The following is a 17695-nucleotide window of genomic DNA, read 5'->3' on the forward strand; positions in this document are numbered from 1 at the left end:
ATAGTTGACCGAAATAAATCGATAATTGGTTATGCTGTATTCAGCACAACTAAATTATCCGAGAAGGCGGTTGACACCTGCTACGAATTGATTTATTCATGGTACAAATGTTTATTAAAAACTTATGGTGATGATGGAAGGGTAGAGTAGGGAAATATTCTTCAAATAAAAAACCCCTCAGATTTCTCTGAAGGGCTTTCTTTTGTGGGAGCAACAGGATTCGAACCTGTGACCCTCTGCTTGTAAGGCAGATGCTCTGAACCAGCTGAGCTATGCTCCCGTTGTTTTCAAAGTCATTTTCTTTTCAGATATTTTCCTTTGTTTTGGGACTGCAAACATAGGAACTTCATTTATTTATTCAAAATTATTTTTCAAAATTTTTTGAAGTGCCTGATATGCAGTGAAATAATTTTTTCTACACTAAAAAAGCAACTGCAAACATAGCTTACAGCATTGTTGTTATTAAATGAAAACAACTCAACTATGACTGATTACACCAATAATAGCTTCCCCGAGGGCAGACAAGAATTCACTATTAACTATTCTGAACGCGAATTATCTGTTTGGGTAGAGAAAGAGGGTAACATCCTTCACCTTCATCTTGACAATAATACTTTTGCTGATCTTGAAATCCAGCAGGACGATAGTTTGAAGCAAATTTCGGGGCCGGAACTACCTGCGTCGACTGTTGATTTTATTCGCAGAAAAGTACTAGAGAACGAGGCCGGGGATAGCGGCCGCGGTTCTGGTATATAACTTACAGCCGGTATTGCCCGGCTTTTTTCTTTTTAAATATGCTACAGCTCAACAAGATCTTACGGATACTCGCCCTTATCTGCCTTTCTACACTGCTGCTTTATTTTGGCGCAACGGTATTTATACCACTAACCTTTGGAGCTGTTTTCGCTATGTTACTGATGCCGCTCGGGTCATGGCTCGAAAAGAAAGGGTTTAACCGTGGCATCGCATCTGTTGCCTGTATTTTGGTTTTTACTTTATGCGCGGCGGGGTTAGTTTATCTGTTGCAGTGGCAGATCAGCGATTTGCTGAAAGATCTTTCGCAAATAGAACAACGCTTTCAACAGTTAACGGATAGCCTGCAGCGCTACGCATCCGAGCATTTCGGTTTGTCTGTTCATCAGCAGAAGCAAATGATCAGGGAGCAGCAATCCGGCGGGATGGAGAAAGCAACCGGCATGGCCTGGTCTGCCTTTAGCAAATTTGCCGGACTGATGCTTGATACCGTGCTGGTGCTGGTCTACACCTTCTTGTTTCTTTACTTCCGCAGACATTTTAAAAATTTTGTCATCAGGCTTGTCGGAAACGAAGACCGCAAGAATACCCAGGTTATCCTTCAAAAAATAAGCGGCGTTACCCAGAGTTACCTCTCCGGTTTAGGGATGATGATTGTGATGCTTTGGGTGATGTACGGAATCGGCTTCAGCATTGTGGGGATAAAAGGCGCTATTCTTTTTGCCATATTATGCGGACTGCTGGAGATTATTCCTTTTATTGGAAATTTAACCGGCACCACCATTACAGTATTGATCACGCTGGCGCAGGGCGGCAGTACCAATATGGTGCTTGGAGTATTGGCAACCTACGCTATCGTTCAGTTTACGCAAACCTACCTGCTGGAACCCCTGGTGGTAGGCCGTCAGGTAAATATTAATCCGCTTTTTACCATCCTGATCATCGTAGTTGGTGAAGCCATCTGGGACATCGCCGGTATGATCTTAGCCATCCCGCTTTTAGGGATGTTTAAAGTGGTGTGCGACCACGTAACGCCACTGAATGCTTACGGCTACCTTATCGGTTCGGGGCAGCATGAACAAAAGGACGGGAATATTTTTAAAAAGCTTTTCGGACGAAAGGAAGATTAGCCCAGTACTTCTTCCAGTATTTCGGCAGAACGGATATTGCCAAATCCTTCTACGTGCATCGCATAGTAATCCATCAACTTGCCGATCAGGTAACGACGTTCGGTATTGGTCAGTTTAAGCTCACCCATGGTATTAAAGCCGTACTGTAACAACCTGTAGAAGTTTTGTGTATGTGGTGAAGCCAGATATTGTAGTCCTTCGGGTTTGTAGGGCAGAAATACACCGTCTTTTAAATCAAAATAGTCCGCATTGCCTGCGTTGGCAGCATCCGGGTAAAACCCCAGAAAGCGGGTTAGTTTTACCAGGAAGATGAGGTGGAAATTTACAAAGTTCTTTTCCTGGTGATCCAGCCATTCTATCGCCCTGAAAACGTACTCGAACAAATGTTCGTCCGGGATGTGTTGTTTAACGGCTTTGTACAGCACTTCATTCAAAAACATCACCATACAACTCTTCACCACGTCGTAAGGGATGCTGTTTAGCACCGGTGCGTTTTTTAGCTCCTTGATCCGCTGTACCGAGTTTTGATCTTTGTGGTAAACGATCATATCCAGCAGGTAGAGCGGCTGCAGCATGTTGCGCGAAATTTTAGCCTTTGGCTTTTTAACACCATTGATCAGGTAGGATTGCATGCCGAACTTCTCGGTAAATACCTGTACAATTACGCTGCTCTCCTGGTAATCCGTTACCTTAAAAACTATTCCGCGGGTCTTGTGCAGCATCAGAAGAATAGTTTAGGGATAAAAATAATACCGCCAACCACTACCGCAAATATGGCTGATAAAAGTACCGCCGCGGCAGAAACATCTTTTATGTGCCCGGCTTTAATGTTGTATCCGGGCGAAACCAGGTCGACCAGGATTTCAATAGCAGTGTTCAGTAACTCGGTGATCAGTACAAAGGCAATTGCGAAAGCCAGCCAGCACCATTCGTTCGCCGAAAGATGGAAATAAAGGCCTAACGTAATGGCGGTAAGCATAGCCACCAGGTGCACCCTGAAGTTTAACTGGGTTACAGCAGCATACTTTAAGCCGTTAAAAGCGTAGGTAAAGCCTTTTAAAAATTTCTTCATCAGCAAAACAAATGTAGGATTAATCTATAACCCCTCCTAAACGGCAAAGCCCTCATGAGCATCTAAAACGAGTACGGCGAATAATCCCCTACGCCAGCAAGCGGAAAGACTTTTATTCCCTCTCCTTTTGGAGAGGGTTAGGTAGAGGTCAATATTACTATCATATCTAATACTACAGTATTATCCTACGCGTTAATGTCACAATATTATCGATGGCTCAACGCATTTCAGACATTTTTGTAGTTTTGCCGGCTGTTATTCTTTACGCATGATCTGGAAAAAGCTTGCTGGCGTTATTCTCAAAAACAGGCCGGCAGTCATTATCATAGTTACCCTTCTGAGTGTATTTATGGGATGGAAGGCGAGCAAAGTACGCCTTACCTACAACGCAGGAAAAGTTTTGCCCGTTACCGATTCGGCCTATATCCGTTTTACTAAATTTCAGAAAAAGTTTGGTCAGGATGGTACGGCATTGGTACTGGGGATACAATCAGACAGGTTATTTCAGCAGGATGTTTTTAACGGCTGGTACCTGCTCGGCACCCAGGTACAGCACCTGAAGGGCATTAAAGCAGTCATTTCTCTTGCTAATATTTACGATCTGCAAAAGGATACTGCCCTGCACCGTTTTGTATTGCAGCCATTGGTGACCAAACCGTTAGCTACACAGGATGGGGTAGACAGCGTTAAAGCGCATGTGCTGAATTTGCCGTTTTATGATGGCATGATGCTAAGCCAGGACCATCGATCTACGCTGATGGCCATAACGTTTGATACCAAAATTGTCAATTCTCCGGCACGGGTGCCTATCGTCAACCAGATTGTAAGGCTGAGTAAGCAATTTGAGCTGAAACATAATATCAAAGTACATGTATCCGGTCTTCCGCTGATCCGTACCGTGGTGAGCGATCTGGTTTCGCACGAATTTGCGCTATTCCTGGGGCTTTCCCTTTTGATCACCGCTATTATCCTGGTGGTGTTTTTCCGTACGGTATACGCGGTTATCTTCCCGGTACTGGTGGTGATGCTCGGCGTGGTATGGAGCCTCGGTTTATTGGTATTAAATCACTATAACATCACCCTGCTAACCGGCATTATTCCGCCGTTGGTGGTAGTGATCGGTATACCTAACAGTATTTTTATCCTGAACAAGTACTACCGCGAATACGGACTTACAGGCGATAAAATGCAAGCTTTGTATGTGGTGATAGAAAAGGTGGGCATTACTACTTTTATCGCCAACGTAACTACTGCTATCGGCTTTGCGGTGCTTTGCTTTACCAATAGTCAATTACTAACCGAGTTTGGCCTGGTAGCATCGTTGAGTATTATGGCCACATTTGCGCTTAGCCTGGTGCTCATCCCCGTTATCTTCAGCTATTTGCCAGATCCAAAGCCCAAGCAAAGCGGCATTAAAGATCAGCCGGTGCTGCACCGTGTGTTGAACTTTATCGATCACCTTGTTCATCATAAAAGGCCTGCGATATATTTTGGAACCGCAGCATTGGTTGTCGTTTGTTTTTACGGTATGAGCCGCATTAACGTGAATGGTTACATTGTTGACGACCTGCCAAAGTCGAGCGCAATTATTACCGACCTGCGCTTTTTCGAAAAGAACTTTAAGGGCGTGCTTCCGCTGGAAGTAAGTGTAGAATCTAAACGTAAGAACGGGTTGATGAACCTTGCCACCATGCGTAAAGTGGAACGGTTAGAGAAGCTGATTTCGTCTTACCCCGAATTCAGCCGTTCGCTGTCGCTGATACAGGTGCTGAAATTTTCTACCCAGTCTTTTTATAATGGCAACCCGGAATATTACCGCCTGCCAGACAACATTGACCAGAACTTTATTTTAAGCTATGCGGCCAACAGCGGTAAGAACAACAATAACACGCTTAAAAACTATCTGGATAGCACCAAGCAGACCACACGCATTAGCTTCCAGATGGTGGATGCTGGATCAAAAAAACTAAACCAACTGTTTGAAGAATTGCAGCCAAGGATAGATTCTATTTTCAATCCAAAGAACTTCCATGTAGAACTAACCGGCTCGAGCGTTATTTTTGTTAAGGGCAACAATTACCTGGTGAAAAACCTGTACGAAAGCCTGGCTTGGGCCGTCGTATTGATTGGTTTGGTGATGTGGGTATTGTTCCGCGGTATTAAAATGATCGCCATTTCCTTACTGCCCAACCTGATACCGTTGGTGATTACCGCGGGTATTATGGGTTTTTGCGGCATCCCGCTTAAGCCATCCACCATCCTGATCTTTAGTATCGCGATGGGCATCTCTTCAGACCAGACTATTTATTTCCTTACCCGTTACCGCCAGGAACTGCATTTGACCGGTAAAAGTGTTTCGCAGGTAGTGTCTGATACGATTCGCGAAACAGGTATCAGCATGATCTATATTGCGACTATCCTGTTCTTTGGTTTTGGCATTTTTGCCGCGTCTACCTTTGGCGGTACGGTTGCTTTAGGGATATTACTTTCGGTAACTTTGCTGATTGCCATGATCACCAATCTAACGCTGCTTCCGGCATTTCTTTTAAGCGTAGAAAAACGTAAGAAACGGGAAGACGTTACAGAGCCTGTTGCCGAAATGGAAGCGCCGGTTTTGTAAACACCAAACAACTCCGAATGTTATCTTTATCGTTATGGATCTTCAATTAAACGGAAAGGTAGCCATTGTACTAGCCGCCAGTAAGGGTTTGGGTAAAGCAATTGCTACGGCATTAGCAGCCGAAGGGGCTCAGGTAGTCATCAGTTCGCGCAGCAAAGAGCAGTTAGATTTAGCCGCTAAAGAGATCGAATTACAAACGGGAGCTATAGTGACCAGTGTTCCGGCTGATGTGTCTAATCCGGCTGATGTTGAAAAACTGATTGCTGATACGGCAGAGCGTTTTGGCCGTATCGATATTTTAATCAATAACACTGGCGGCCCGCCGTTTGATCTGTTCGAGAACTTCGATGATACGCATTGGGAAAAGGCCTTCAATGATATCCTATTGGCTTTTGCGCGTAACAGCCGCCTGGTGTTGCCACATATGCGCAAAGCTGGCTCGGGTAGAATTATCAATATCATCAGCGGGTCGGTGAAGTCGGTTTTGCAAAACTCGGTACTGTCTACCGCCATGCGGATGGGGGTAGTAGGTATGGCAAAAATGATGGCCGACGAACTCGGTCCGGATAATATTACGGTAAATAACGTAGCGCCCGGGCTGATCCTTACCGACCGGATTAAACATACCTTACCCAAAGGTGTAGACACTGATGAAGCCATAAAAGAAAAAGCCAAAGCCATTCCATTGCGCCGTATTGGCAAACCCGAAGAATTTGCCGCCATGGTGGCTTTCTTAGCGTCAGAACAAGCTGCCTACATTACCGGCACCACTATTTCTGTCGATGGCGGTGCAAGCAGGAGTATTTTGTAGGGACCTTATAATCTTAAAACACTATGTCATTGCGAACGCAGTGTGGCAATCTGCCCCTGTTCTTACTTTCCCTCTTGAGAGGGGTTAGGGGCGTGTTTTTACATGATAGTGAAAGACACGAAGTATTGTGTCTCTACAGAAACTAAAGGATTGCCTTACTTAGCTTGCAAAAAAATCTTCCTTGCCTTCGTTTGTAACGTGTGCTTCGTGTCATGAGCGATTGAATCGCTTTGTTTTTATAGGCACGCGTTGCAAACGCGCGCCAGATAAAAAGTTGTGTCATTGCGAACGCAGTGTGGCAATCTCTTATGAGTTAATAGTTAGATCGCCGCATTCCTGTCTCATTACAACCCCATCCCAGTTGTAAAAAACGTATTGATGGTTACCGGCAGTTTACCGCTTGGTTTCAGTTGTTTGCTTAAAACCTTTGCCGCGGCACGCTGCATAAAATCATCCTTTTGATAACCGACGATCAATGCGCCTGCCTTTTCTATACCCGGCAGACCTGCAATCGTGTAAGGGTTGGCAAAAACGCTGATCGCAGTATTTGGCATTGCCGCCAGTTCGGCGATAAAGAGTTTCAGGTTACTGCTGTAATCGAGTTTGCTCCCCGGGCGTAGGCGGCTATCATGAGTACTTACTATGATTTGTTGATATTCTTTTAAACCGTTCATAAAAGCCCTCATCATAGGCACCTGCATATCTTTTGGCACCATCATTACCTTACTATTGGTAAAGTAATGGCCAAGTTCCTGCTGAAAAGGCGTCAGGACATCTGCGCCAATGCTAATGATAGCGGTACTTTTGGCCGGGTCGAAAGCATTAATCAGGCTATCGCCTTTTAAGAGTGTAACCGCGGCATCTGCCAGGGTTTGGATCAATTGTTTGGCTTCTGGCGTATTAATTTCCTGCGAAAAGTTTTCAGGGTTAGCAGGCTGATAATGGTTTAACCCCGCCCAGTACTTCGCCGCCAGTATCTTTTTAACCCGTGCCTCAAATTCCTGTTCAGATACCAGCCCTTTATGTATCGCCTTTCGGATCAATTTGTCGGCACGTTTAGAGTTTTCAGATAGTTCAAGGATATCATTCCCCGCAATAAATGCTTTCACATCGGCTTCGCCGTTCGGGAAATATTTCACAACCCCTTTCATTTCCATGGCGTCAGAAACCACCAATCCCTTAAAGCCTAACGAGTCTTTCAGTAGCCCTGTGATGATAGGGCGCGAAAGGGTAGAAGGAAGTTTGGGAGTGGGGTCAAGCGCCGGGATATTCATATGGGCCACCATCACGCCGCTGATACCTGCGGCGATGGCTTGTTTAAATGGATATTCTTCGAGCGAATCCAGCCGTTGACGGGTAAAGGGCAGTTGGGGAAGGTCCTGGTGCGAATCTACATTGGTATCGCCGTGACCGGGGAAGTGCTTGGCTGTCGTGATCAGTCCTTCGCTTTGCATGCCCTGCATATAAGCAATGCCCTTCTGTGCTACATTTACTTTATCGTCGCCAAACGAACGGTAGTTGATCACCGGGTTTGCCGGGTTGTTATTCACATCCATATCTGGCGCAAAGTTGATGTGCATGCCCAGTCGTTTAAACTGGCGGGCCACTTCCTGCCCCATTTTATAAATCAGGTTGTTATCGCGGATGGCACCCAGTGTCATCTGGTAGGGGAAAGACAGCGTTGAATCCAGGCGCATTCCTAAACCCCATTCGCCATCCATCGCAATCAGGAGTGGTACATCTGAAAGCTTTTGATAGGTGTTACTCAGGTTCAGCTGCCTGCCCGGCCCGCCCTGGAAGAATACCACGCCGCCCAGGTGTTCATTTTTAATCACCTGACCAACAGAATCGGAATAGGCTTGGCCTCGATTAGTATGTGCCCGGACGAAGATCATCTGCGCTACGCGCTGCCGCAGGCTCATCTTATCGTAAACAGAATCCATCCATTGGTTCTGTGCAGTGATACTGCTTATAAAGGATTTTTGTTGTGCATTAGCTTGAAAACTAATGAAATAGATAGGCAAAGAGAGGATGAAGTAATAACTTTTCTTAAAAATGGTAATCATAAACGGATGAACAAAGGATCGGAACATTGGTGTGTCGATTAAAAAATTTAACACCAAATAAACCTTTTTGATTAAAGGCTCTCTAAAAATAGATTTTAAGAACTAAAGTGAACACAACTATGAAAAAACTTTTCTTTATGGCGGCTGCAATGCTGCTGATAGCCGGGACGGTTAGCGCGCAGTATTACCGTCCACGCCAACACGCCCGGCCGCGTCAAAGTACGTATAACGGCAACTTCCGCCCTACGTTTGAGTTGATCGGCGGAATTAATATCGCCAACATCGTGAAAAGCAATGGCGGTAATTTCAATACCAATTCTAAGATTGGCGCTAACGTAGGTGTTGGGTTCGATCTGCCCGTGATCTACCCGCTTTCTATCACCGTAGAAGGTTTGTATTCGCAAAAAGGTTATACCCAAAATACTCCTTATGGCGAATTTAAACAACGCACAGATTTTATTGATGTGCCTATCCTGGCGAAACTGCACGTGGCGCCGAATTTTAATGTGCTGGTTGGTCCGCAGGTATCATTCCTGTTATCAACTACCAATACGTTCGACAACGGCTTTACGCAAAGCACACAGCAGGTTTACAACAACACCAGCAATGGCTACAACAAGGCAATTGTTGGCGGTGTAGCCGGTGTAAGTTTTGATCTGGGCAGAAACGTAGAACTGCGCGGCCGTTACAACATCGACCTGAGCAAGATTAATGAGCAGGGCGACCAGTATGTGCCGGCTTACCGTAACCAGGTGTTCCAGATTGGGCTGGGTATAAAATTCTAAGTTTTTGTTTATTTAGTGTTTGATGTTTATGATTGCCGTCCTTGCCAGTGCAGGGGCGGCATTTTTAATATGGGAATTGAATGGAGACCATCACTTATCCAAAACCTTTGTTACAAACGCTATTTTGTTTTATTAAAACTACAGCTTTGTAAATACATTTGCCGTAACTAACGCCTAGATGCAAAATTCATTAAACGAGAGTTCCCCTAAAAAAAATTATGCGTTTATAGATCATATCCGTTGCCTGGCTATGATGAGCATTGTTGCCGAGCATACGTTGGGCAGTTATCATTTTCCTGAAGGTTCTGCACGGTATTGGATTTATATACTGATCGTCCAGTTTGCGAAGTTCGGAACGGTAATATTTTTTCTGCTCGCGGGATTTCTCATCAGTGAAAAATTTACAGACTACACACCTGGCGAATATCTTAAACGCCGCTTTGCCAGCACATTTGGCCCCTGGCTATTTTGGTCGGTAATTTTTATTGTTTGCTATATCGTTAATCTGCATGTAAAGGAACGCATGTACCACGATGGCCGCTTTAACCTAGCTAATATTTTAAAGGAGGCTAAAGAGACTTACCTGTATACCAACTACTGGTTCATCATCAATTTTATGGTGAGTATATCTTTGCTGCTCATTTTTAAAAAGTACCTGTATTCTTATAAGTTCGGCGCTGTGCTGCTCTTGTTCACGCTGATCTATTGCGTTAATATCCATTTTGAATGGTTCGACCCGAGCCATACTACTGCCATCTTAGGTTTCGTATTCTTCTTGTGGCTTGGTGCGCAATTGCGTAAACACTGGTTGATAGTAGAATACAGGGTGAAGTTGCTGCCTTTTCCGTTATTGATTTTGCTGGTGGTGATCACTTTCGCCCTATCTGTTATGGAAACAAGGCAACTATTCAATACACACAGCGTAGACCCCTATAATACCCTGCGCTTTACCAATGTGCTGTATTCGCTCTCGGGATTTACTTTATTGTTGCGTGTCAAAGAATTCGCGTGGCTAAATAAACTTCGCCCGAGAGACACCACTTACGGTATCTACCTGATCCATTATATCCTGGTGATCTACCTGCTCCCCGAGATTTACCACGGCGTGAAGGTCGATCCGGCGGATCAAAGTACCGCAGTGTTTTATTTAATAAAGCTGCTATCGTTTGTAATAGTTTATGCTTTAAGCTGGTGGATTACCATCTTGCTGACAAAATCTAAAGCGCACAAGCTGGTTGGTAATTAGTATTTATCGTTCACCCTTCAACCATCTTTTAAAACGCCTGGAAGGCTTGTTATACTTTTTGTATCTGGCTTTTAGGTTAAAGTCGAACTCAAGGGTGTTGTAATCAGCCCTTTTTTCAGGTTGCACATACACAGGATTTAATATATCAGATGGAATATCCTCAAGCGGAATATTAGCATACGGATTATTCGGGTCTGTTGTATGGGTTGCGGCAGCACCATAGCCGATATTGGTAATCAGATTGAAATTAGGAATAACAGATAAACTGTTGTTGAAGAAATTGGTGAAAGTTAATTGGTAATCCCATGTATCAATTTGTCCGGCTTTTAATTGTTTAAAGATATCTTCCCAGGTGTCAAGGATAAACGGATCTGAAAAAATGTTAGATAGCTGCTGCCTAACATCCTTCAGTGAATATCTCCCCAGCTCTTTATCATAATCCTGCCATACCCGGCGCCAGCTGGCCCATCCCCAAACATGGGTTAGGTTAGAAAAATAGTAGGTAGCGGCTCCCCAGGTTTTACCACGTTGAAGATTTGAACCGCCGATATGGCGAACTCTTGTATCGTGCCGGTATTTTGAAAGCATGTGATCACAAAACCTAAAGAAGCTTTCTGCTGGCAGGCAATCATCTTCCAGGATAATACCTTCTTCTTCCTGCCCGAAAAACCAGTCTATTGCCGAAGCTACCCCGTTTTTGCAGCCCAGGTTTTTTTCGCGGAAAAGGGTTTTTACTTCGCACGGCCAATTAACAAGGCTGGCAACAACACGTGCCTCTTCGCAAAGTGCAGCTTCATTTGCCTTATCGGCCCTTGGTCCATCGGCAGCGATATATAAACGCGGCGGACGCGCAGCAGCAATTTGTTCAAATACCAGCTTCGTGGTATCGGGGCGGTTAAAGATAATGAACAGTACAGCAGATTTAGTTTGATAGCTCATGCAATGCAAATCTATCAACTATTAGGCGATATAAATAATGATGGTGGTAAGGGAATTTATTGTTGTCGTTTTGTCTTTTTGGTGCGAATTTTATCCTGATTTCTTTCTAGCTTTTTCAAAAGCTTCACCTCGTGCAACAATTGTTTAAAAGGAGATGATGATAAGTAAAAGTCTGTAATGGTAGTTACAATCCTTCTGTCTTGCATAAAGCGGTTGTATTTAGCCATCAGGGTAGTTAATATACTCTGATACGAACCGTCAGGGTTGCCCAGGCTTTTGTGTGTAATCTTGAAATCAACCACATAAGCAGTGTACCCAAGTAAGTCTGCGATCAGACATAAGTCTGTTCCGTATAAGTGAAAGCCTTTCAGGTCGCGGGAAAGGGAAAGATTAGCCGCTTTCTTTACCAGGATAAAGTTCTCGTCCACACTGATCACTTTCTGGGGAAGGTTTCCGCGCTTGTCCAATTTCCCATCTGGGTAGGCCACATTCAACACAAACCGATTGTAAAGGTCGTTTTCAAGTCCCCCAGCATTACTCAGGATAGCCCAATTAGGGTCTTGGACAGAGATTTGTTTAATGCAATTGTTTAACTGATCAATGGTATCTATGTTAGCTAAAACATCCTGGTGGCAAATGATGATGTATTCGCCAAGCGCATTTTGCAGGAAGAGGTTAATTCCCTCATAAGCATCATAGTTGTTTATCTGGCTGTTATCTACATAGCGGAACTCGCAAACGCTTTCGTTGAAACCCGCAGCAATAAAAGAGTCCATCATTTCCTGGTACTCGGTAAGATCTGTTACAAGCGTGCATATCGAAAACCGGTAAGCGTAGCTTAATCCGGTTTCTTTTATTGGCGATTGGAGTTCACTTTCTTTTGACATTTTATCTCGACAAAATAGACCATTAAACATAAACAACAGATTTATACATTTTATTTTTTCTCGATAAAAAAACTTAACTTGCTTAAAAATTAAACACAATGCCCATGAATTGGCTTTTTGCCTGAAAATTAATCTAAAATTAACCTATCTATAACCTCCACGTAGATTTAACTTTTATCACAACTCAAATTTTTTATGAAAAACAAGCTATTGCTATTTTTAATAGTAGCTGTATTTGCTGTGGCGTGTAAAAAACAAGATTTTACGCCCTTGAACAGTAATACCATCGTTAACAACCCCAAAAAAAGTAATTCAGCAAGAGATGGCATTTGGGATTTATTAGGTTACGGTTATAATATCACGGGGGCTTATGCACAATCATATTCTGCAGGCGGCCAGGTGTTGGATATTGCGCGATTTAAAGCAGATTATCCGGATCGTGTGCTTACAGATCTCTCCCAAAGCCAAACTGCAGAAATTACTACAGGTACCGATGCATTGGATTATATAAAAAAAATATCAAACAATTTCTCGCTTGGTGCTTCTGATAGTGCTGCAACTTTTAAAGCGACCATTAAGGCAGCTTTTAAAGATTCGTCTTCATTCTCCAGTAAGTATGCGTACAGTAGTTATGACCTAACCATTAAGGAAAAGAGGCTGACGTTAAATTCACCAATTGATCTGATGAAAAGTTATGCAAATGCCACATTCCTGACAGATGTTCAAAATCAATCTCCAGCTTATATAGTTAGCCATTACGGTACACACGTATTGACTGATATTTTTTTGGGTGCGAAGCTAAGCGTTCTTTATCAATCAGCTACTACAAGCTCGAACAGATATAACTCATCTCAGGCAGGATTGTCTTTCGGCATAAAGACTATTTTTAGTATTGATGCATCGCTGAATACTACTACATCAGAATTAAGTAAAATATATAGTTCAAAAATGCATTACGAAACCCGTGGCGGAGATGCAAGTAAAAGTTTGATCGGCGATATCGACTTAAATACTTCAAATACACCAACCGTCAATATTTCGAACTGGCAAAGTAGTGCAACTGTTCAAAATGCAGAATTGATTGATATTGGTACGTCGGGATTAGTTGAATTGTCTCAATTTGTTTCAGATCCTACAAAAGCCCAGGCGTTACATGATTATATCGTTCAATACTTAATAAATAACCGCGCTTCGCTTTTGCCTGCGCCAATTTATGGTTATTACCGTGCAGTTGATAACAAGCATATTTTAAGTTCTGATCCCAATTACACAGCTATTTCGCCAAATTGGAGAAATACGGGAGTAGGCTTTTATGCCTATACAGTTCAATATGGTGGTACTGTACCAGTATACCAATACTCAAACCCAAATACAGGCGATCATTTTTATGCTACCAACCCCAATGCTGTTACACCAACAAGTTGGGTAGGGTACCAACGAGATGGTATTACGTTTTATGGCTACCCGTCAGTTCAACAGAGCACCATTCCATGCTATATTTTTTATAGCGAAAATCAGCATGATCATATTTATTCCCCAAATCCTAATGTTACGGCGGGCTATCCAGCAGGCTGGGTTTCACATGGTATAGGCTTTTATGTGTTTCCGGTACCTGCTGGCGGCATATACTAATTAAGGCAATTAGAAAGTTGTATTTAAGGGCATGTTTAATTTGAGCTACTTCTTTAAAGGAGTAGCTTTTTTATTTCGCCAAGCTTTTGTACACACCCATCGTCTTATCCATACAATCACTGATGGAGAAATTTAGCAGCCTAAGTTTGCCCCTGTTAACCAATTCTTCCCTGACAACAGGTTTTCCTAATGCCTGTAGCATGGTTGCAGCTATTGCGGCGGTATCATATGGGTCGAAATATAATGCGGCTTCGCCTGCAACTTCCGGTAAGCTGCTGGTATTGCTGCAGGCAACAGGGCAGCAGTGCTGAAAAGCCTCTAAAATGGGAAAGCCAAAACCTTCGCACAGTGAAGGGAAGACGAATAACTGCGCGTTCTGATATAACTGTGCCAGTACCTCATCAGACGCGTTGAACCGGATACAGCGGTGAATAATGTCCAATTCTGTCAAATAGGAGACTTCCGTTCGGCTAAACGGCGCACCTCCTGCCGCTACCAGGTATAAGTTTGGATGCGCTTTCACAACTTCGGCAAATGCTGCTGCAAACCGGTCGAAGTTTTTATACGAATCGCGGGTACCCACGTATAGTATAAAGTTTTTGGGGATATCGATACTTAGAGGCGTTTTTGTCTGAGGGAAATCCTGTAACGTTACCCCGTGGTGAATTACCTCTACCCGGTCTGCAACCTGCGGATAAAGGCTGATCAGGTCTTTTTTTGTGGCGTGCGAAACCGCGATAATTTTATCTGCCGCCGGGATAGTTTCTCTTTTATACCCCGCAACAACATCATTCACGGCGAATGATTCGGGGAAGCGTTCGTGGATCATGTCATGCACCGTAAGCACAAACGGCTTTTTGACATCCTTTAAAAAATAAGGGTGGTAATAGGTAGGATGAAAAATGTCATAATCATCATGCTGCAAACAGTATTTGCTGTATCGCTGATTCCAGCTGATCTCCCTCTTTTTTTTCGATCCTACCAAATATTCGCCGGTGGGATTATTAAGGGGCGGGTGCAAGTGCCTGATGTAATAATTTTTTGAGTATAAGGCAGCAAGTTTGTAGCTGATGTCATCGCGCTGATCAATCGAATGCATGATGTTGGCGAAGTAACGGGTAATACCGCCGTACCGCTGCTCACTGAAATGCTGATAGTCAAAAAGTATCTTCATTGCTTAATTTCGCTGCCTGCGGCCTTTTTTCATCACCCTGAACAAATGTCTTGCATAAACCCAGAGACCAAGGTGTTGCTTCACCATTTGGTCGTAATGTTTATCAAACTCCGGGTCTTTACTACCCGCAGAAAAGCCGCGTGTATCATAGATTGCGACCAGTTCGTCCACAAACTTCCATTGAAATTTTCTATCGCCAAATAAACTCAGGTTAAGGTGCTGGTCTGCATAAACCGGGTAGCGGGTCTCATATTTATACTTATCGAAAACTCTTCGGGGATAAAATATACTTTGATGGCAAATATCGATTTTCGTCAGGTCGTATTTTTTCAACGCACCACCGGCAATTTCCCCCCAGAAAACCACTTTTGCATAATAAACAGTAGCGGGTTGGGTTAGATGCCGGCCCATTTTGCCGAAGCCGCCAAGTAAGCGGTCGTCTGCACCCATAAAGTAAAGCCAACCACCTTTAGCGTAACTAATGGCTTTATTCATGGCGTCATAAATACCCTGGTCGGACTCGCTGCGCCAGTAAGTTATTTTTGAGTTATGCTGCGCTAAAATATCTATAGAGCCGTCCGTACTGTTACCATCCAGTATGACTAACTCAACTTCGGCATTAACATAAGGCAGCACATTATTCAGGTATTCGGGCAGCAGATGAGCGGCATTATAAGTAACGGTAATAATGCTAATGAGGGGTTGATGCTCAACGCCGGATAGGATACGAACACCGCCCTCTTTCATGGTTTATGCGTTAAAGGTTTGCATGTCTATCAGCTTACGGTAAAGTCCGTTAGCGGCAATCAATTCCTGGTGCGTACCTTCCGCTACTATCCGGCCAGCTTCTAAAACGACGATCTTATCTGCGTTCTGAATGGTACTTAAGCGGTGGGCGATGATAAGCGAGGTGCGGTTCTTCATCAGGTTATTCAAGGCATCCTGTACCAGTTTTTCAGATTCGGTATCCAATGCCGATGTCGCTTCATCCAGCAGCATAATCGGCGGGTTATTTAATACCGCGCGTGCGATACAGATCCGCTGGCGCTGACCACCTGAAAGTTTAGTGCCTCGGTCGCCGATGTTAGTTTCATAACCGTTTTCTGTACCGGTAATAAACTGGTGCGCATTGGCAATTTTTGCCGCAGCTTCTACCTGTTCCATGGTAGCATCGGGTTTGCCAAAGGCGATGTTGTTAAAAATAGTGTCGTTAAACAAGATAGATTCCTGGTTCACAATACCCATTAAGGCACGAAGCGAATTGGCGGTCACCTTCCGGATATCATGACCATCAACTAACACTGCGCCATGCTGCGGTTCGATGAACCGCGGTAGCAAGTCCATCAAGGTAGATTTGCCACCTCCTGACGGGCCCACCAACGCTACAGTTTTGCCTTTAGGGATCACCAGGTTAATATTGCTCAATACTTCTTTCTCCTGGTAGGCAAAAGAAACGTTATCCAGTTTAATTTCCTGGTTAAAACCTTTCAGTTGAATAGCATCAGGTGCGTCTGTAATTGCCGGCTTGGTATCAATCAGTTCCAAAACACGCTCACCGGCAGCAATACCTGAGTGGATACTGCTGAACGAATCTGAAATGGCTTTTGCTGGACGCATTACCTGTGAGAATATGGCGATATAGGCAATGAATTTTTCGGCTGTTAAAGGCGATTGACCATTTAACACCAGCGATCCGCCGTATAATACCAGTCCCGCAACCATGGCAACACCAAGAAATTCAGAAACCGGAGAGGCCGATTGCTGCCTTTTCGCCATGGAACGGATAATCCTCGAATATTTTTTATTGTGATCGTGAAAACGGTTTTTAATGAAATCCGTCGCATTAAATGCTTTGATAATTTTTACGCCGGAAAGTGCTTCGTCGAGATGACTGATCATGGTGCCATAAGTATCATGTGATTCGCGGGCCTGGGCTTTTAAACGTTTCACAATACGCGCAATGATAAAACCTGCAACAGGGATTACCAGTAAAGAGAATAGCGTCAGCTTTACAGACAAGGCAAACAACGCAAAAAGGAAGGCGATCAACTGCAGTGGCTCTTTAAAAACAACCTGCAAAGTGCCGGTTACCGAGTATTGCACTACCTGCACGTCCGAAGCAATCTTGGAGATGATATCGCCCTTACGTTCATTACTAAAATAACCCAGGTGCAAATCCATTACGTTATTAAAAACGTTTCGGCGTAAATTCAGCAAGGTATGGATGCGCAGGTTTTCCATGGTGCGCTGCGAAAAATACCTGAACACATTGCTGATTAATACCGATATTACAATAATGGCGCAAACAAACTTTAACGCACCGATGGGGCCGTAAGTAATGCTAAACTCATGCGCATAATAATTGATGGTGTCCAATAGGTTTAACCAGCTTTTGGGTTTGGGTACGGGCGCTTTAGATTGAAAAAACAGAGTACGCAACAACGGCACCAGCAGGGCAAGGTTCAAGGTGCTGAATATTACCGTAATAATGGTGCAGATGATATAAGGGATAGCAAACTTTTCTATTGGTTTGGCAAAAGAAAGCAGCCGGAAATATGTTTTCATTCAAATAAAATAATC

General features: G+C 43.8%; 15 protein-coding genes and 1 tRNA gene. 7 read left to right on the plus strand and 9 right to left on the minus strand.

Annotation, left to right across the window (positions count from 1 at the left end):
- Positions 1-205: 205 nt before the first annotated feature.
- Positions 206-280, minus strand: a tRNA-Val gene (locus MUY27_RS01775).
- A gap of 203 nt (positions 281-483) precedes the next feature.
- On the opposite strand from MUY27_RS01775, the gene MUY27_RS01780 reads away from it, so the two are divergent.
- Together MUY27_RS01780 and MUY27_RS01785 are read left to right on the plus strand one after the other, a co-directional pair.
- A complete protein-coding gene (locus tag MUY27_RS01780; RefSeq protein ID WP_245128249.1) occupies positions 484-756 on the plus strand; it encodes a hypothetical protein in 273 nt (90 codons plus the stop codon).
- A 38-nt stretch (positions 757-794) separates the two neighbouring features.
- On the plus strand, positions 795-1883 hold the full coding sequence (locus MUY27_RS01785) for an AI-2E family transporter (protein WP_245128250.1): 1089 nt from the start codon (positions 795-797) through the stop codon (positions 1881-1883).
- Here MUY27_RS01785 and recO read toward each other — a convergent pair.
- Both recO and MUY27_RS01795 read right to left on the minus strand, forming a co-directional pair.
- Positions 1880-2605, minus strand: a complete 726-nt coding sequence (gene recO, locus MUY27_RS01790) for a DNA repair protein RecO (protein WP_245128251.1) — start codon at positions 2603-2605, stop codon at positions 1880-1882. The two genes, MUY27_RS01785 and recO, sit on opposite strands and share 4 nt — an antisense overlap.
- Positions 2605-2955, minus strand: coding sequence for a diacylglycerol kinase family protein (locus MUY27_RS01795; protein ID WP_245128252.1), 351 nt, complete (start codon positions 2953-2955; stop codon positions 2605-2607). Before MUY27_RS01795 ends, recO begins: the two co-directional genes overlap by 1 nt.
- A 349-nt stretch (positions 2956-3304) precedes the next feature.
- Between MUY27_RS01795 and MUY27_RS01800 the strand changes: the two genes are divergently transcribed.
- Together MUY27_RS01800 and MUY27_RS01805 are read left to right on the plus strand one after the other, a co-directional pair.
- Positions 3305-5575 carry an efflux RND transporter permease subunit gene (locus MUY27_RS01800; protein ID WP_245128253.1) on the plus strand — a complete coding sequence of 757 codons (2271 nt, stop codon included), beginning with the start codon at positions 3305-3307 and terminating at the stop codon, positions 5573-5575.
- Positions 5576-5609: 34 nt separating this feature from the next.
- The gene (locus MUY27_RS01805) at positions 5610-6386 is read left to right on the plus strand and encodes an SDR family oxidoreductase (protein ID WP_245128254.1); all 777 of its coding nucleotides are present in this window, start codon (positions 5610-5612) and stop codon (positions 6384-6386) included.
- Positions 6387-6730: 344 nt separating this feature from the next.
- Here the strand turns inward: MUY27_RS01805 and MUY27_RS01810 are convergent, their stop codons facing one another.
- The gene (locus MUY27_RS01810; RefSeq protein ID WP_245128255.1) at positions 6731-8479 is read right to left on the minus strand and encodes a glycoside hydrolase family 3 protein; all 1749 of its coding nucleotides are present in this window, start codon (positions 8477-8479) and stop codon (positions 6731-6733) included.
- Between the two features lie 92 nt (positions 8480-8571).
- Here MUY27_RS01810 and MUY27_RS01815 point away from each other — a divergent pair, with 92 nt between their 5' ends.
- On the plus strand, positions 8572-9237 hold the full coding sequence (locus tag MUY27_RS01815) for a porin family protein (RefSeq protein ID WP_245128256.1): 666 nt from the start codon (positions 8572-8574) through the stop codon (positions 9235-9237).
- Between the two features lie 178 nt (positions 9238-9415).
- A complete protein-coding gene (locus tag MUY27_RS01820; RefSeq protein WP_245128257.1) occupies positions 9416-10483 on the plus strand; it encodes an acyltransferase family protein in 1068 nt (355 codons plus the stop codon).
- Between the two features lie 3 nt (positions 10484-10486).
- Here MUY27_RS01820 and MUY27_RS01825 read toward each other — a convergent pair whose 3' ends face one another.
- Both MUY27_RS01825 and MUY27_RS01830 read right to left on the minus strand, forming a co-directional pair.
- Positions 10487-11422, minus strand: a complete 936-nt coding sequence (locus tag MUY27_RS01825) for a nucleotide-diphospho-sugar transferase (protein WP_245128258.1) — start codon at positions 11420-11422, stop codon at positions 10487-10489.
- A 56-nt stretch (positions 11423-11478) separates the two neighbouring features.
- A complete protein-coding gene (locus MUY27_RS01830; protein WP_245128259.1) occupies positions 11479-12309 on the minus strand; it encodes a hypothetical protein in 831 nt (276 codons plus the stop codon).
- 195 nt (positions 12310-12504) lie between these two features.
- On the opposite strand from MUY27_RS01830, the gene MUY27_RS01835 reads away from it, so the two are divergent.
- Complete coding sequence (locus tag MUY27_RS01835) at positions 12505-13941, plus strand: MAC/perforin domain-containing protein (protein ID WP_245128260.1); 1437 nt, start codon at positions 12505-12507, stop codon at positions 13939-13941.
- Between the two features lie 70 nt (positions 13942-14011).
- On the opposite strand, the gene MUY27_RS01840 is transcribed toward MUY27_RS01835, so the two are convergent.
- From MUY27_RS01840 to MUY27_RS01850, 3 genes are read right to left on the minus strand one after another with little or no spacing between them, the layout of a single operon-like run.
- Entirely contained in the window at positions 14012-15115 is a 1104-nt protein-coding gene (locus MUY27_RS01840) for a glycosyltransferase family 4 protein (RefSeq protein WP_245128261.1), read from the minus strand.
- A 3-nt stretch (positions 15116-15118) separates the two neighbouring features.
- Entirely contained in the window at positions 15119-15862 is a 744-nt protein-coding gene (locus tag MUY27_RS01845) for a glycosyltransferase (protein ID WP_245128262.1), read from the minus strand.
- A 3-nt stretch (positions 15863-15865) separates the two neighbouring features.
- Positions 15866-17680: an ABC transporter ATP-binding protein gene (locus MUY27_RS01850; RefSeq protein ID WP_245128263.1), complete on the minus strand. Its 1815-nt coding sequence runs from the start codon at positions 17678-17680 to the stop codon at positions 15866-15868.
- Positions 17681-17695 lie beyond the last annotated feature (15 nt).

This window comes from Mucilaginibacter straminoryzae (assembly GCF_022953055.1).
Lineage (GTDB): Bacteria > Bacteroidota > Bacteroidia > Sphingobacteriales > Sphingobacteriaceae > Mucilaginibacter > Mucilaginibacter straminoryzae.

What these genes read in the sequence shown, in the direction of transcription:
- MUY27_RS01805 (WP_245128254.1), top strand. Translation starts at nt 5,610, where the DNA reads ATGGATCTTCAATTAAACGGAAAGGTAGCCATTGTACTAGCCGCCAGT.
- MUY27_RS01820 (WP_245128257.1), top strand. Translation starts at nt 9,416, where the DNA reads ATGCAAAATTCATTAAACGAGAGTTCCCCTAAAAAAAATTATGCGTTT.
- MUY27_RS01845 (WP_245128262.1), bottom strand. Translation starts at nt 15,862, where the DNA reads ATGAAAGAGGGCGGTGTTCGTATCCTATCCGGCGTTGAGCATCAACCC.
- MUY27_RS01795 (WP_245128252.1), bottom strand. Translation starts at nt 2,955, where the DNA reads ATGAAGAAATTTTTAAAAGGCTTTACCTACGCTTTTAACGGCTTAAAG.
- MUY27_RS01785 (WP_245128250.1), top strand. Translation starts at nt 795, where the DNA reads ATGCTACAGCTCAACAAGATCTTACGGATACTCGCCCTTATCTGCCTT.
- MUY27_RS01780 (WP_245128249.1), top strand. Translation starts at nt 484, where the DNA reads ATGACTGATTACACCAATAATAGCTTCCCCGAGGGCAGACAAGAATTC.
- MUY27_RS01810 (WP_245128255.1), bottom strand. Translation starts at nt 8,479, where the DNA reads ATGTTCCGATCCTTTGTTCATCCGTTTATGATTACCATTTTTAAGAAA.
- MUY27_RS01835 (WP_245128260.1), top strand. Translation starts at nt 12,505, where the DNA reads ATGAAAAACAAGCTATTGCTATTTTTAATAGTAGCTGTATTTGCTGTG.
- MUY27_RS01800 (WP_245128253.1), top strand. Translation starts at nt 3,305, where the DNA reads ATGGGATGGAAGGCGAGCAAAGTACGCCTTACCTACAACGCAGGAAAA.
- MUY27_RS01825 (WP_245128258.1), bottom strand. Translation starts at nt 11,422, where the DNA reads ATGAGCTATCAAACTAAATCTGCTGTACTGTTCATTATCTTTAACCGC.
- MUY27_RS01840 (WP_245128261.1), bottom strand. Translation starts at nt 15,115, where the DNA reads ATGAAGATACTTTTTGACTATCAGCATTTCAGTGAGCAGCGGTACGGC.
- MUY27_RS01830 (WP_245128259.1), bottom strand. Translation starts at nt 12,309, where the DNA reads ATGTCAAAAGAAAGTGAACTCCAATCGCCAATAAAAGAAACCGGATTA.
- recO (WP_245128251.1), bottom strand. Translation starts at nt 2,605, where the DNA reads ATGCTGCACAAGACCCGCGGAATAGTTTTTAAGGTAACGGATTACCAG.
- MUY27_RS01850 (WP_245128263.1), bottom strand. Translation starts at nt 17,680, where the DNA reads ATGAAAACATATTTCCGGCTGCTTTCTTTTGCCAAACCAATAGAAAAG.
- MUY27_RS01815 (WP_245128256.1), top strand. Translation starts at nt 8,572, where the DNA reads ATGAAAAAACTTTTCTTTATGGCGGCTGCAATGCTGCTGATAGCCGGG.